The sequence below is a fragment of the Arthrobacter glacialis genome, from assembly GCF_002909415.1.
In the GTDB taxonomy this organism is placed as follows: domain Bacteria; phylum Actinomycetota; class Actinomycetes; order Actinomycetales; family Micrococcaceae; genus Specibacter; species Specibacter glacialis.
Window position 1 is genome coordinate 149,009 of sequence record NZ_PPXB01000003.1, and the last position, 14,223, is coordinate 163,231.

At 62.4% G+C, this 14,223-nt stretch carries 12 protein-coding genes; 2 read left to right on the forward strand and 10 right to left on the reverse strand.

Translation table 11 applies throughout. From position 1 onward, the window contains the following. Window positions 1-27: 27 nt before the first annotated feature. From CVS28_RS04345 to CVS28_RS04375, 7 genes are all read right to left on the reverse strand, one after another. A complete protein-coding gene (locus tag CVS28_RS04345; RefSeq protein WP_103480770.1) occupies window positions 28-1,005 on the reverse strand; it encodes a 3-hydroxyacyl-CoA dehydrogenase family protein in 978 nt (325 codons plus the stop codon). Window positions 1,006-1,007: 2 nt separating this feature from the next. Continuing rightward, window positions 1,008-1,496 (reverse strand): ribose-5-phosphate isomerase, encoded by a 489-nt coding sequence (locus tag CVS28_RS04350; protein WP_103466149.1) that lies wholly within the window; start codon window positions 1,494-1,496, stop codon window positions 1,008-1,010. Then, the gene (dhaL, locus tag CVS28_RS04355) at window positions 1,493-3,235 is read right to left on the reverse strand and encodes a dihydroxyacetone kinase subunit DhaL (protein WP_103480771.1); all 1,743 of its coding nucleotides are present in this window, start codon (window positions 3,233-3,235) and stop codon (window positions 1,493-1,495) included. The genes CVS28_RS04350 and dhaL overlap by 4 nt, the downstream gene beginning before the upstream one ends. A 15-nt stretch (window positions 3,236-3,250) precedes the next feature. Next, window positions 3,251-4,273 (reverse strand): sugar phosphate isomerase/epimerase family protein, encoded by a 1,023-nt coding sequence (locus tag CVS28_RS04360; RefSeq protein ID WP_103480772.1) that lies wholly within the window; start codon window positions 4,271-4,273, stop codon window positions 3,251-3,253. A gap of 347 nt (window positions 4,274-4,620) precedes the next feature. Then, window positions 4,621-5,304 (reverse strand): GntR family transcriptional regulator, encoded by a 684-nt coding sequence (locus tag CVS28_RS04365; RefSeq protein ID WP_103480773.1) that lies wholly within the window; start codon window positions 5,302-5,304, stop codon window positions 4,621-4,623. Between the two features lie 86 nt (window positions 5,305-5,390). Next, a complete protein-coding gene (locus CVS28_RS04370; protein WP_133159048.1) occupies window positions 5,391-6,140 on the reverse strand; it encodes a TetR/AcrR family transcriptional regulator in 750 nt (249 codons plus the stop codon). Between the two features lie 60 nt (window positions 6,141-6,200). Further along, complete coding sequence (locus tag CVS28_RS04375; protein ID WP_165788065.1) at window positions 6,201-7,358, reverse strand: ROK family transcriptional regulator; 1,158 nt, start codon at window positions 7,356-7,358, stop codon at window positions 6,201-6,203. Window positions 7,359-7,455: 97 nt separating this feature from the next. Here CVS28_RS04375 and CVS28_RS04380 point away from each other — a divergent pair, with 97 nt between their 5' ends. Further along, window positions 7,456-9,084 carry a beta-N-acetylhexosaminidase gene (locus tag CVS28_RS04380; RefSeq protein ID WP_103480776.1) on the forward strand — a complete coding sequence of 543 codons (1,629 nt, stop codon included), beginning with the start codon at window positions 7,456-7,458 and terminating at the stop codon, window positions 9,082-9,084. A gap of 98 nt (window positions 9,085-9,182) precedes the next feature. Then, window positions 9,183-10,235, forward strand: a complete 1,053-nt coding sequence (locus CVS28_RS04385; protein ID WP_103480777.1) for a hypothetical protein — start codon at window positions 9,183-9,185, stop codon at window positions 10,233-10,235. A gap of 40 nt (window positions 10,236-10,275) precedes the next feature. Here the strand turns inward: CVS28_RS04385 and CVS28_RS04390 are convergent, their stop codons facing one another. The 3 genes from CVS28_RS04390 to CVS28_RS04400 all read right to left on the reverse strand — a co-directional run bounded on the left by CVS28_RS04390 (window position 10,276) and on the right by CVS28_RS04400 (window position 14,159). Continuing rightward, window positions 10,276-11,019 (reverse strand): FMN reductase, encoded by a 744-nt coding sequence (locus CVS28_RS04390; RefSeq protein WP_243399688.1) that lies wholly within the window; start codon window positions 11,017-11,019, stop codon window positions 10,276-10,278. Between the two features lie 105 nt (window positions 11,020-11,124). Further along, window positions 11,125-12,642, reverse strand: a complete 1,518-nt coding sequence (locus CVS28_RS04395; protein ID WP_103480778.1) for an amino acid permease — start codon at window positions 12,640-12,642, stop codon at window positions 11,125-11,127. Between the two features lie 83 nt (window positions 12,643-12,725). Beyond that, complete coding sequence (locus CVS28_RS04400) at window positions 12,726-14,159, reverse strand: aspartate ammonia-lyase (protein ID WP_103466140.1); 1,434 nt, start codon at window positions 14,157-14,159, stop codon at window positions 12,726-12,728. Window positions 14,160-14,223: the final 64 nt, after the last annotated feature.

Genomic DNA, 14,223 nt, shown 5'->3' on the forward strand with positions numbered 1-14,223 from the left:
TAAGAATTTGTTGTGCCGGAGTGCCAGTTAGTGAATGGGAGCGGGGCCGAGGTCTTCGAGCAACGCCGACATCGCAACGTAGGCCTTGTTGCGGTACGCGATGAGTTCGGCCGTCCGCTCGGCCGGGACGTTCAGGAAGCCGGCGCCAGTCTTGGTACCCAGCTTCCCGGCGTCGACCAGGTCAGTAAGGATCTTCGGTGTGGCAAAGCGCTCCGGGAATCCGGTCTGCAGGGACTTGTAGCAGAAGTCGTAAACATCCAACCCGGCCATGTCGGCAATGGCGAAGGGGCCAAAGAAAGGCAAGCGGAAACCGAAGGTCGTGCGGACCAGGGTATCGACGTCGTCCGCGGTGGCAATCCCCTGCTCAACCAACTGCGCAGCCTCATGGAACAGCGCGTACTGGAGCCGGTTCAGGACAAAGCCCGTGACGTCCTTGACGACGGCCGTCTGCTTGCCCGTTGAGTGGACCATGTCACGCGCGGCACCAACGGTGGCACTGGAGGTCTCAGCGTGAGGGATGATTTCCACGCCGGGAATGAACGGGGAGGGGTTGGAGAAGTGAACGCCAAGGAAGCGTTCCGGGTTGATCACGGGCTCGGCCAGTTCGGCGATGGAGATCGTGGAGGTGTTGGAGCCGATGATGGCGTCGGGCCGGGCGGCGGCACTGATGCGTGCCAGCGTTGCATGCTTGATGGCGAGCACTTCCGGGACGGCCTCTTCGATGAAGTCCGCGTTGGCGACAGCTTCCTCAATGTCCTGGGCGGCCCATAGGTTCTTGCGTAGAGTCTCGGTGGCACCTTCGGGGAACAAACCGTCGGCCACAAACTGATCCGACTCAACCAGCAGGCGCTCGTAGTTCTTGGCTGCAATTTCGGCCGAGACATCAGCTAGCGCCACGCGGGCACCACCCAGTGCCAGTACCTGGGCGATTCCGCCTCCCATGTATCCTGAATCCACGACGGCGAACTGCAGCTGCTTTTCGGTGTTTTCTGCGTTGTTGCTCATGATCAGACTGCTTTCGTGTAAGTGGGTTCGTAGGAACAGATTGCTTCGACTTTTTCCGCCGACGCCGATTCTTCATCAAAGGTGTAGGACAGCCATTCGGTGACCAGTTTCTTGGCCAGTTCTAATCCGATGACGCGCTGGCCCATGGTGAGCACCTGGGCGTTGTTGCTGAGCACAGACCGCTCCACGGAATAGCTGTCATGTGCTGTGACAGCACGGATTCCCGGCACCTTGTTTGCAGCAATGGCGACCCCCAGGCCGGTGCCACAAACCAACAGCGCCCGGTCAGCTTCTCCGTCAGCAACCTTACGTGCCGCATCAACGGCAACGTGCGGGTAGGCCCGGGAATCGTTGCTTCCCACCCCAATATCCACCACAGAATGGACACGGGGATCAGCCTCTAGGAGTGCTAAGAATGCGTTCTTGTATTCGACGCCGGCCTCATCGTTTCCGACGACAATCCGGTAACCAGTTGCTTGCGTGGCGCTCATGCTCGCGTCCCACTTTCCATTAGTTCGTTGTCAAGGTGTTGACCCAACCGCTCCACAATCAGGCCGAAGGAGATGGCGCCAGGATCGGGGTGTCCAAGGCTTTTTTCTGCCAGGGGCCGGGCGCGGCCCTTCAAGGGACGTAGTGCTGACGTGGCGTTGGCCGCCTCCTGGGAGACGACGGCGGCGCCCTTGAGTGCTTCCACCACCGATGTTCCGGAATCAAGGGATGCGATGAAGGCGTCTCGGAACGGCAGGATGGCATCCACCATGGTCTTGTCCCCCGGTTCGGCCTTGCCGAGGGTGGTGATGGCGTCCGCGAAAGCTCCCACGGCGACGGCGGCATCCTTGCTGGAGTAGGAATCCCTATTGCCCAGTGCGGTTGCGGCGGCGATAAGGGCCGTTCCCCACAGTGCACCGGAGGTTCCGCCCGCCTTTTCGGACCACGCCTCACCGGCTGCGGTCAGCACGGCGGCAACCGAAGCGCCGCCCTCAAGAGTGGCCGTCTTTTGTGCCGCCGCGTTGGCGGCGTCAACGCCACGGCGCATGCCGATCCCGTGGTCGCCGTCGCCGGCAATGGCGTCCAGGTTCCCCAATGCTTCTTCGTGTTCCATCACCACATCGCGGATGGCCGAAACAGCTGTCACTGCATGCAGGCCCAACTCGGCGGCTGCCGGCGTCGGGGTTTCCATTTCGGCGGCTTCAGCCTGGACTTCCTCGGCCACGTTGCGCTGGGCACGGGGAGCCAAATTACCCTTGCGGAAGGCCGGCGTGTCAGCCGGTGCGGCCCAGTATTCCTTGAGCTCTTCATCAAGCCACAGCAGGGTTAGGGACAGCCCGGACATGTCAAGGCTTGTTACCAATTCGCCACATTCGGGCTCCACAACGCTCAACCCTGCAACACTCAGGAGCTTCTCCACCTTGCCAAAGAGGAGGAAGAGCTCGTCATATTTGACGGTTCCCAACCCATTGACGATGGCGACAACTTCAGTGCCAGCGTCGTCGGGCTTGTCGGCCAGCAGCCGCGAAACCAGCAGTTCCGCCAGCTCGGACGCCGTCGGCATGGGGTGTTCGGAGATACCAGGCTCCCCGTGGATACCCAGCCCCAAGGCCATCTTTCCGGCGGGAACATGGAAGAGCGCCTCATCCGCACCGGGCAGGGTGCAGCCATCAAACGCCACGCCCAGTGAACGCGTCCGGTAGTTGGTCTTGATGGCCAGACGTTCGACGTCGTCAAGGTTCAGGCCCGCTTCAGCGGCGGCACCGGCAATCTTGAAGACTGTCAAGTCTCCGGCAATGCCGCGGCGCTTTTCCCACTCATCGATGGGCGCGCTGGCAATGTCATCCGTCACCAGCACGGTGCGAGTTTCAATGCCCTCAGCGTTGAGCCGCACCTGAGCCTGACCAAAATGCAGGACGTCACCGGCATAGTTGCCGTAGCTGAGCAGGACGCCACCGTTCATGGCGGCGGCCTTGGCCACCCGATACACCTGCCCGGCGGACGGGGAGGCAAACATGTTGCCGCAGGCCGATCCGGCAGCGAGGCCCGCCCCCACCAGGCCAGCGAACGCCGGGTAGTGGCCGGATCCTCCACCAACAACGAGGGAAACTTGTCCCGGGTTCATCTCGGTGGAGCGAACCACGCCGCCATCCACCCTGGCGACGTAGTTCCGGTTTGCGGCAACGAAGCCGTCGAGGGCGTCGTCAGCAAATTCTGCCGGATTATCGAATATCGAAGTCATGATTCCTTCTTGGCCCTAGGCGTTGAGCAGTGCTGTGGATGACTGTGCCGAGGACGCCAAGGGAAGCTGACGGCCTTGGGCCACCTGGCTGGTGCCCAGAACGTAGTCCTCGGTTTTCGGCAATACCTGTGAACGGAGGTATTCCTGGTTGCTGGCCGTGACGCTAAGACCGTCTCCGCCGTAGTGCTCCGTGCAGATGATGCCCTGGTAGCCCACCGAAAGGGCCACCTTAAAGGCTTCGCGGTAGCTGATCAGGCCGCTTTCCATGGGTGCCGGCATGGCTGTGTAGTTGCCGCGGGCCACGTTTTCATCGCGAATGTAGTTTTTGACGTGCCAGTAGTTCGCGTACGGCAGGGTCTTGGCCACTACTTCGCGCCAGTCCTCAATGGGACGGTGCAGGCGGATGAGGTTTCCAATGTCCGGGTTCAGCCCAACGTTGGCCAGATCGATGTCCTGGACCAGCTGTACCGAGGAGTCTGCGGTCCCCAGGTAGGTGTCCTCGTACAACTCCAAGGACAGGAGCAGGCCGGCGTCCGCTGCGTGCTGACCGAGTTCGCGGAGGCGGGTCACGGCCTTGTTCCAGGTGTCAGTATCGCCCACCGGGTCCACGTGTCCTTGGACTGTCCAGAACCACAGCTGCTTCTGCTGCTCAGCAGTCAGTGCCTGGTGGAGGCCGAAGGACACCACTTCACAGCCCAAGGCGGCTGCGGCGTCGATGGTGCGGTGGCTGTAGGCCAGGTTGTCTTCCCAGTTGGCCTCGTCGATGACGCTGCGACGAATCGCGGAGATGACCGGAATGCCGATGCCCACGTGGTCAGCTGCTGCCTTGAATTCCGTCAGACGGGATTCGCTCAGATCGCCGGGGCGTACCCAGCTGTCGGTGAGGTCGGCGTTGGCAAAACCAGCATCCTTGACCTCTTGGAACACGTCAACCCAGGCCGAGGACTGTGCATCGTTGATGTGGACTCCGGCGGCGCTAGTGCCCGGGAACTGCAGCAGGGCCGCGGTGATGGGCCAGTTTTCTGCTGTGTAAGCCATGTCTTTCACTCCCTTGTGATGAATCCTGTTTCCTATAGGATCTACTATCGTGAAGAGCGGCGGATATGTCAAGCGTCACAGTCTCGGCGGTTGTTGAGTGCGTTGAATCCGTTCAAATGAAAGCGCCAGAGCGGACAGCGGTGGCTGCCTCGGCCTGTAAAAATCGTTGCCAAGCTGCGGATCTCGGGGCCTTGAAAGCCATCAAAAGCCCATTTCTGGGCAAGAGCTGGGCGCCGGCGTCACGGCCGCGTCACAATTCTTTTTCGTGAGGGCCGGCTCCGCCGTGGCACAGCAAAGCCCGCCATGGAACGTCACATGGCGGGCTGCACTTTTAGAACTCGGGCGCGTCAGGCCTCGGGCGCGTCAGCCATCGCTCTGGCGCGGACATTGGAGACATGCTCGGTCATCTTGGCTGCCGCTTCAACCGCGTCACCGGCGCGGAGCGCGTCGAAAATCGCGTGGTGCTCCGCGATCGCATGATTGGCGTCAGTGATGCCCACTCCACTGAACAATCGAAAGCGTTGCACCTGGCCACCCAGGGCGTTGTAGGCCGCAAGTAAAAAGGGGTTCCCGGCATTCTCGGCGATCAGCCGGTGAAAGCGCTCATCGGCATCAAAATAGTCCCGAAACTCCGCGAAAGATGGGCCCCGCGGCGCTGTTTCCAGGTCATGGATGGATTGTTCCAGAGCAGCCATCGTCTGCTCCGTCATCCTTTCGCTGGTCAGCCTTGTGTTGACGGGTTCGATGACCAGCCTGGCTTCCATCAACTGGGCCAGTTCCTCCGCCGTCGACACAGGCGCCACCTTGTAGCCCTTGAGCGCCACGCGTTGCACCAGCCCGGTGTGTTCCAACCGTGCCAACGCTTCCCGTACGGGCGTGGGTGAGACCTCCAGGGCACGGGCAGTTCCATCGATACTGACCGAGTCACCCGGCATTAGTCGCCCATCCATCAACGATTCCAAGATCTCGTCATAGACGTGGTCTGCCAACACTTGGCGGTTGACTGCGTGAGATCCGTTCGATGACTTCATGTGGCAAACCCTATAGGATTGCCACCCACTTGGCGGAATTGGTATCAGTGCCCACGAATACCCACCCGCGCAGGCGGCCGCGGGGGCTACGGTTTTTCGGCGAGTGCGCGAACGCCCTGGGAAGCGTTGTAGATGAGCTGAAAAGCTACGTCGCTGATCCGCTCGGTGTCGTGCCTGGTCCCGCTCAGCAGGGCATCGAGCATCATGTTGTTGACGCCGCCCACCATGGAGACGGCCGTGAGCCGCGCACCTTCGAAGATTCTCGCGGCCTCCACAACGCCCAGCCTTGCCGTGAGCTGTTCCTGCCCGTGCACGGGATCGATCCCGCTCAACAGCAACAGCAGCTGCAGCGACTCGTCGGCGAAATCACTCATGGATTGGTGGCGTTTGGCTTCCAGTTCGGGCGAAACACCCACCACCTCCACCAACATGATCCGTGCATGACGGGGGTCGTTAAGCATGAAGTTAACCACCGCTTCCATGCCCGCCCGCGCTGACGCCAACAGATCCATACCCGGGGCCTGGAGGGCACCAGCTATTTGTTCCGTCAACAGGGCGTCCAAGTAGTTAAACACCGTGCCAAGCAGGTGTTCGCGCGACTCAAAAGACTCGTAGAAGTATCTCTCGCTGAGACCGGCGCTCTTGCACAAGGTCTTAATCTTGGCACCGGAGTACCCCAGGGTGCCAAAGACCTCCACGCCGGCGGCAACTAGGCGGCGATGCCGTTCCATGGCCCGCTGTGAAGATTCAAGCCCCGAGTAGCGGCGCCCCAACAGTTCCCCGACACTGGATTCAACCAGGGGTTCAACGTGTTGCTCAGGACTGGGTCGACTCACCCCATCAGTCTAGTTGACGCCCAGCACATACCCAGCTACAAACGGACCCCATCCGTCCACTCACAACCGCCGCCGTGGCAGCGCAGCTGAAAGTTCCAACACATCGTTGTGGAAAGAGTCACGGGCACGGGCCACCGCACCGAGCATCACGGCATCGGCACCCACGGCCGAGATGTGCAGTTCCGGTTCAAACATGCCTAGGCGTGCCACAGCCGCCCGCAGCGGGCGCACCAACAGCTCCCCGGCACCAGCCATGTCCCCACCCACACTGATGGCTTCCGGATCAATTGCCAGCGCAAGGGCCGCAATCCCGTTCGCCACACCATTGGCAAAGTCCTCGATGGCAGCAACGGCCCACCCTTCGCCCTGAGCGGCACCCGCCACGACAGATCCAACAGGGTCGACGGCGTTAGCCGTGCCTGCAGCGCTGGCCAGGGCAGCCGCCGCTGCGGCCCAACCTAGACTCCCCAGTCCACCAATTTCACCCGCTGCACCGTGATGGCCCCGCATCACCTTCCCGTCAACAAGCAACCCGGCACCCATCTGCTGCCCTAAGATCACGTGGACTCCGTTGTCCATCCCAGCCAGCACCCCACCGGCCGCTTCGGCGGTGGTGGCCAGCCGCGCGTCGTTGTCCACATGCGTCGCCGCCGGTTGCAGGAAGGTGGCAATGTTGCCCATGGTTCCGCTCGCAATCCAGTCCGGCACCACCACCGAATGCACCAGTTCCCCGCCGCGGCTGACAATGCCCGGCACCCCGATCACGGCAGCAATCACCGCCGAGGGCTGCACGCCGGCCTGGGCAAGGACTTCGCTCACGGTGTTTTGCACCGCGGATTCGGCGGCGGCCCCCGCGGCGATGTCCAGCCCGCCATGGCGCACGCTTGCCACCGTTTCTCCCTGCAGGGTGGCCAGCATGGCATGGACCTGCCGCGGCCCTAGGTCGATCCCCAGCAGGTACCCGGCATCAGCACGGAACTGATACAGCCGTGCCCGGCGGCCGGCCTTGTTGGGCGTGGGCGCCGGGCTGCTCTCCCCCACCCAGCCTTCGGCCAGCAAATCCACCAGCGCGGCCTCCACGGTGGGCCGCGTCAGCCCCAACCTCCCCGCGAGTTCCGTGACACTGTACTGCCGGCCCGCTTCCACCAAGGCAGCCAGCAGGGCTCTGGAATTCATCCAGCGCAGGGTCTTGGGTGAGTTGATTCCGAGGCGTTGCATGGTGCCGGCCTTTCTGGGAGCAATCCAACGAGCATTATGAAATACTCTATTGCAATAGCGATTGAACTTCTCACGCCAGCCACGAAGGAACCGTCTCATGCCGTTCACCGCCCTGCCGCTGCTGCCCGTCCCCGTCCATGAAGAGCACGCGGCCGGTGAGTTCCTGCTGAGCGCCGCCACCACGCTTTCCTGCACGCCGGGACTGGAACCCGTGGCGATCGGCCTGCAGAACGCGCTTCGCCCGGCCACGGGTTTTCACTTGATGTTCGACGCCGGCGACGCCGACATTTCCCTCCTCCTTGACCCGGGGCTGGGCCAGGCGGAGTACACACTAGAGGTCTCCCCCGGCAAGGTTGAGGTGCGCGGCGGCGATGCTGCGGGAGTCTTTTACGGCTGCCAGACGTTGCTGCAGCTGCTGCCTGCCGCCATTTTCCGCACCGCTCCTGTTGCCGGGGTGCGGTGGGCTGCGCCCGCCTGCCGCGTGGCGGACAAACCCCGTTTTGGGTGGCGGGGCACCATGCTGGACGTGGTGCGCCACTTCATGCCCAAACGAGAGATTCTGCGGTTCATCGACCTCATGGCCATGCACAAGCTCAATACCCTGCACCTGCACCTCACTGACGACCAAGGCTGGCGCGTGGAGATCCTGCGCTACCCCAAGCTGACACAGATCGGCGCCTGGCGCCGCGAAACCCAGATGGACGCCGGCACCGATGCGGGCTCCGACGGCCGTCCCCACGGCGGCTTCTACACCCAGGACGACATCCGCGAGATCGTGGCCTACGCCGCGGCCCGCTTCATTGACGTGGTTCCGGAAATTGAAACCCCAGGCCATGTGCAGGCAGCCCTGGCCGCCTACCCGGAACTGGGCGTGCAAGGACATGCCATGGAGGTTTACACGCGTTGGGGCATCAACTACAACGTGCTGAACGTGGAGGATTCCACCGTGGAGTTCTTCAACAACGTCTTTGACGAGATCATGGACTTGTTCCCCGGCACATACATTGGCATTGGCGGGGACGAATGCCCCAAGGACCAGTGGCTCGCCGATCCTCGCTCGGTGGAGCGCATGACCGAGCTGGGGCTGGACCGGGTGGAAGACCTGCAAACCTGGTTCATTGCTCAAATGGACAAGCACATTTCTGCCCGCGGGCGGCGCATTTTTGGCTGGGATGAAATCCTTGAGGGTGACCTGGCACCCACGGCCACAGTTGCCTCCTGGCGCGGCATGACAGGTGCCTTGAGCGCTGCCCGGCGCGGCCACGACGTTGTCTGCTGCCCTGACAATCTGGCGTACTTTGACTACAGGCAGTCGGAGCTGGCAGCGGAGCCCATCCCGGTTTCGATCCCCCTGACCGTAGCCGACGTGTACGGTTTTGACCCGGTGCCGCCGGGGCTGAGCCCCGAGGCGGAGCACCACATTCTGGGCGGGCAAGCGAACCTGTGGACCGAGTACATCGACTCCCCCCGCATGCTGGACTACATGGCGTTCCCGCGGTTGTGCGCCATGGCCGAGGTTTTGTGGAGCACCCCTGAGAAGAATTTGCCGGGCTTCTCCACGCGTTTGGAGGCGCACTTGAGCCGGCTGGACGCAGTAGGGGTGGAATACAGGCAGTCCGCCGGCCCCCTACCGTGGCAGCAGCGTCCAGGCATCAAGGGCCGGCCGGAGACAGTGGCGGAACGGGCCGCCCACATTGGCAAGATAGTGGCCTCCATCGAGAGTTAGCCAGCCGGCGGCACTCCCGGCCGGGAGGTCGGCACCCATGGTGCGTGCCGCCGTCGTACCTTGGGTGGGAAGGCGTGGCACAATGGCAGTGATTCATCATGAGCACCAGCACAGACGTTCAGCCCGTACAGCGGGACAGCGAGCCGGAAGGGCCCGCCCCCGCCGCCGGAAAAACGCGCCAGATTCCTGATGTTCCGCGGCGCATCGTCCTGGCCACGCTGGCCACGGCGGCCATCACCACAGCATTCCAGGCCAACATTGCCGCCGACTATCTGCTGACGGAGCGCAGCCAATACCGCATCACCACCCCCGACAATGAGGAAAACAGGACGGCCGCACAACGTTTCTCGGGCAAGACCTGGTACCTGCTGGGCGGATTCAGGGTCAGCCACCGGGATGCCGGGCGGAAGTTGGCGGCCCTGCAGGGGGCCATGAACCAGCGCGCCCCGGCGTCGTACATTGGCTACTCCAACGAGGGCATTGACATTGCGCAGCTTTTCATCGCCATCCAGCGCGATGCGCATGCGCGCAAGATCAACACCGTGTACTTTTACGGCGACAGCTTTGGCGGCATGGCGGCCGCCGTTCTGGCATCACTGCTGGCACAGAACGGCATTGCGGTGCCCGTGGTGGTGATGGGTTCAAGCCCCAGCAATGTGCTCGATATTCTGGATCCTGGCAAGGCGTACATTGCCCTGGCCGGCAGGGTGGTCCCGTATCTGGGTCTGCTGGGTCGTGTGGGCGCGGGCCTGTTTGGCGGGCTCTCCAACCCCAACGGCCAGGGCATGTATCAAGCCGCGCGCAGCGGCCTTGCCCGGTCCTTCGACCTGGAAAGCAACTCGCTCATCCTCAGCACCACCCAGGCAACGTTCCTGCAGTCCTTCCCTGCCCAGTACGACGGCGGGGTCCCCGGCAGCACGGGCATCGGGCTGATTTACGATCCGGGCGACTTTATTGTCAACGCTCGAGCAGCCACGCTGGGCTGGGAGTCATTGTTCCCCCGCAACCCGCGTTTTGCCTACAACGTGCCCAAAACAGGCCACGCGAGTCCCGAGATACACCCGGATGATTACAGCACGGCACTGCGCGTGGTGCTCGATCAGCTGGACCCGCCGCCACTAACCAGCAAGCCGGTCCAACCCATCTTCTAAGGCTGGGCTGCTTCCTTGCGAGGCTAGGTTCCTTGCGAGTCTAGCGGGCCTGCGTTTGGGCCAGCAGCTGCTCGAAGGGCAGGGAGGTCATGTCAAAGGATTCGCGCTGTGCCCTTTTTTCCCGGTGCCCCACAATTCCGTGGCCAACACCGTGCCCCACAACGGGGCCGCCCGCCAATGCCGGGGACGCGGCGGACAGCGAGGCGGACGTGTCCGTGCCGGCCGGCGTCGTGCCTGCGTGTGAAACCCGGGCCATAACGGCGGCAAGTTCTCCGGCACCCTGGGCAATCCGGCGTTCCAGCGACTGCGTCCCGGCACTGCCCCAATCCTCGGGTGAGGCGTAGACGGCCGTTGCCATGGTGTTGGCGCGCAGGTAGCTGAACAGTGGGCGGATGGCCATGTCCAACACCAGCGAGTGGCGCGAGGAACCGCCCGTGGCGCCGAACAGCACGGGCATGCCGTCAAGGAATTTCGGGTCCAAAACGTCAAAGAACGACTTGAACAAGCCGCTGTAGGAGGCACTGAAGGTGGGGGTCACCGCAATCATGGCGTCCGCCGCGGCTACCCGCTGCACCACATCGCTCAGGGCCGGGCCGGCGTACCCGGTGACCATGTTGTTGGCAATGTCAGTGGCGAAATCGCGCAGGTCAATAACGTCCAGCACAGCCGTGATGCCCTGCGCAGCCAACTGCGTCTGGACCTCAGCACCCATCTGGTCAGCCAGCATGCGGGTGGAGGACGGAACTCCGAGACCGGCAGAAATGACCACTACAGTACGTTGCACAACTACTCCTTATACTCCCTGGCGAAATCAAACACTTCATGCGTTTGCATCTAATGGAGTCAACCTCGGGGTGCCGGAGGATATTCCCGGCACCCTCGCTGCACCCTAGTCTTCCGCCTGAGGCCCACCATGGTGCGCACCCATCGGGTGGCTGTGGGTGTCGATGTGGCGGTCCGCCGCGATCTGATTGATCCGCCCGCGACTGAGGTACCAGCCCACGATGAGCGCCGGGATGATGACCACCAGCGAACCAATGGTCCAGGTGCCCACAGGGCTGTCGAACGCCATCAACACCAGCACGGCCAGCAGGAACGCGAGCGTCAGGTAGCCCGTATACGGGGCGCCGATCATGCGGAAGGAGGGCCGGATGGCCTTCCCCTTTTTGGCCAGTCGGAACAAGGCCAGCTGGCACAGCACAATCATGCCCCAGGAGGCGATGATGCCCAGGGCAGCCATGTTCAGCACAATTTCAAAGGCCTGGGACGGGACCACGGCGTTCAGGATGACACCCAGGCCGGCCACGGCGGCGGTGAGCAGGATGCCACCATAAGGGACGCCGGCTTTGTTCAATTTGGCGGTGAACTTCGGTGCCGAACCGGCCAGTGCCATGGAACGCAGGATCCGGCCGGTGGAGTACAGCCCGGCGTTCAAGGATGACATGGCGGCTGTGAGCACCACAAGGTTCATGATGGCGTCAATGCCTTCAACACCTATGGAACCGAAGAAGGTGACAAAGGGGCTCTCCCCCGCCTTGTAAGCGGTGTACGGCAGCAGCAGTGAGAGAAGGATCAAGGAACCGACGTAGAAAACGGCAATCCGGATGATGACAGTGTTAATGGCCTTGGGCATAACCTTTTCCGGGTTCTGCGTCTCCCCGGCCGCGGTGCCAATCAACTCAATGGACGCATACGCAAACACCACGCCCTGCATGACCACCACCACCGGCAGCAGCCCGTTCGGGAAGAACCCGCCGTTGTCCGCGATCAGGCTGAAGCCCACTTCCTGCCCGGCCACAGGGGTGCCGAAGATGACAAAGTAGGTGCCCACCAGCAAGAAGGTCACCAGCGCAACCACCTTGATCAGCGCGAACCAGAACTCCATCTCGCCAAAGACCTTCACGGAGACAAGGTTCAGCCCCAACACCAACAGCAGTGCCGCCAGCGCCCAGATCCACTGCGGCACTGTGCCCATCCAAGGCACATATTTGGAGAAGAAGTGCATGTACAGCGCCACGGCGGTGATGTCCACAATGGCTGTCATGGCCCAGTTGAGCCAGTAGAGCCAGCCGGAGACAAAGGCCGCCTTCTCCCCAAAGAACTCCCGCGCGTAGGACACAAACGAGCCCGAGCTGGGGCGGTGAATGATGAGTTCACCCAGGGCCCGCAAAATCAGGAAGGCAAAGAATCCGCAGATCGCGTAGCTGAACATGAGGGCGGGGCCCGCACTGGCAAGACGCCCGCCGGCACCCATGAACAGCCCCGTCCCAATGGCCCCGCCAATGGCGATCATCTGGATTTGGCGGGTTTTCAAGCCCTTGTGCAGCCCGGCGTCCTCCGCTGTCAGCGAGGCGCTGGGGGCATCTTGAACTAAGTCAGACACGTCGGTTGTTTCTTGGTGGTTCATGGTGCAAATCCTTTTCGTCTGTGCCGTGTGGCTTCGCCGCCCCCTGCGTCGTTGCCGGTTGGCGTCATTGCCGGTTGGCGGTATCAGTCAGCTAGGTTGGCGAGATATTCCGGGCGCAGTAATTCTTGAAGTTGCTCAGCCGTGAGCAACTTATGTTCCAGCACCAGCTCCGCCACGCCGCGGCCGGTGGCCAAGGCTTCCAGGGCGATGGCGGTGGAAGTGGTGTAACCCAGGCGCGGGGTGAGCGCGGTAACAAGTCCGATGGAGTGTTCCACCTGTGCCCGCAGCTTGTCCTCGTGGGCTGTGATGCCGCGGATGCACTTGTCGGCCAGCGTGATGCAGGCTGCCTCCAAGTGGGTCATGCTCTTGTTCAGGCTGTGCACAATGATCGGCTCAAAGGCGTTGAGCTGAAGCTGCCCGCCCTCGGCCGCCATAGTGATGGTGACGTCGTTACCGATGACCTCATAGGCCACCTGGTTGACGACTTCCGGGATCACGGGGTTGACCTTGCCAGGCATGATCGAGGATCCTGCCTGCACGGCGGGCAAGGTAATCTCCCCAAAGCCGGCACGCGGTCCGGAGGAGAGCAGACGCAGGTCGTTGCAGATCTTGGACAGCTTCACGGCCACCCGCTTGAGCACGCCGGAGAGGTGCACAAAGGCGCCGACGTCGGAGGTGGCTTCGATGAGGTCGATGGAGGTTGTCAGCGGCAGCCCGGAAATCTCAGCCAGGTGGCGGCAGGCCAGTGCAGAGTACCCAATGGGGGCATTGAGTCCGGTACCGATGGCTGTGGCGCCGAGGTTGATCTCATGGACCAGCATGGTGGATTCGGCCAGGCGCGCACGGTCCTCCCCCATGGTGACGGCGTAGGTGTTGAATTCCTGGCCCAGAGTCATGGGCACCGCGTCCTGCAGTTGGGTGCGGCCCATCTTCACCACGGTGCGGAATTCCACCGCCTTCACGGCAAAGGCATCGCACAGGTACTCCATGGCGATCACTAGCGACTTTGCCCCGAAAATGGTGGCAACGTTGACCGCCGTCGGATATACATCATTGGTGGACTGGCTCAGGTTCACATGGTCGTTCGGGTGCAGGAACTGGTATTCGCCCTTGCTGTGGCCCATGATTTCCAGGGCACGGTTGGCGATGACCTCGTTGGCGTTCATGTTCGACGACGTCCCGGCACCTCCCTGGATGACGTCCACCACGAACTGCTCATGCAGTGCCCCGGCAATGATCTCCTTGCATGCTGCGATGATGGCCCCGGCACGGACATCATCGAGCAGGCCCAGCTCGTGGTTGGCCTGGGCGGCCGCCTGCTTGACCATGGCCAGCCCGTTGACCAGGTGGGTGTTGGTGCTCAGCGGAATCCCGGTGATGGGGAAGTTTTCCACGGCACGCAGCGTGTGCACACCCCAGTAGGCGTCCACGGGGATGTTGCGGTCGCCGATCAGGTCATGTTCACTGCGGTACGCCAGCGGATCGGATACGGGGTTGTTGGGCTCTGTCTGGGGCATGGTTCTCCTTGATGCTGGCACTTCATTGGGCCGAAAATACGGATGGTAATGGTGCGGGAAAATC

Coding starts and splice junctions, on each gene's coding strand:
- CVS28_RS04365 (WP_103480773.1), bottom strand. CDS start 5,304: ATGAAGTCATCGAACGGATCTCACGCAGTCAACCGCCAAGTGTTGGCA.
- CVS28_RS04395 (WP_103480778.1), bottom strand. CDS start 12,642: ATGAACCACCAAGAAACAACCGACGTGTCTGACTTAGTTCAAGATGCC.
- CVS28_RS04380 (WP_103480776.1), top strand. CDS start 7,456: ATGCCGTTCACCGCCCTGCCGCTGCTGCCCGTCCCCGTCCATGAAGAG.
- CVS28_RS04385 (WP_103480777.1), top strand. CDS start 9,183: ATGAGCACCAGCACAGACGTTCAGCCCGTACAGCGGGACAGCGAGCCG.
- dhaL (WP_103480771.1), bottom strand. CDS start 3,235: ATGACTTCGATATTCGATAATCCGGCAGAATTTGCTGACGACGCCCTC.
- CVS28_RS04350 (WP_103466149.1), bottom strand. CDS start 1,496: ATGAGCGCCACGCAAGCAACTGGTTACCGGATTGTCGTCGGAAACGAT.
- CVS28_RS04375 (WP_165788065.1), bottom strand. CDS start 7,358: ATGCAACGCCTCGGAATCAACTCACCCAAGACCCTGCGCTGGATGAAT.
- CVS28_RS04345 (WP_103480770.1), bottom strand. CDS start 1,005: ATGAGCAACAACGCAGAAAACACCGAAAAGCAGCTGCAGTTCGCCGTC.
- CVS28_RS04360 (WP_103480772.1), bottom strand. CDS start 4,273: ATGGCTTACACAGCAGAAAACTGGCCCATCACCGCGGCCCTGCTGCAG.
- CVS28_RS04400 (WP_103466140.1), bottom strand. CDS start 14,159: ATGCCCCAGACAGAGCCCAACAACCCCGTATCCGATCCGCTGGCGTAC.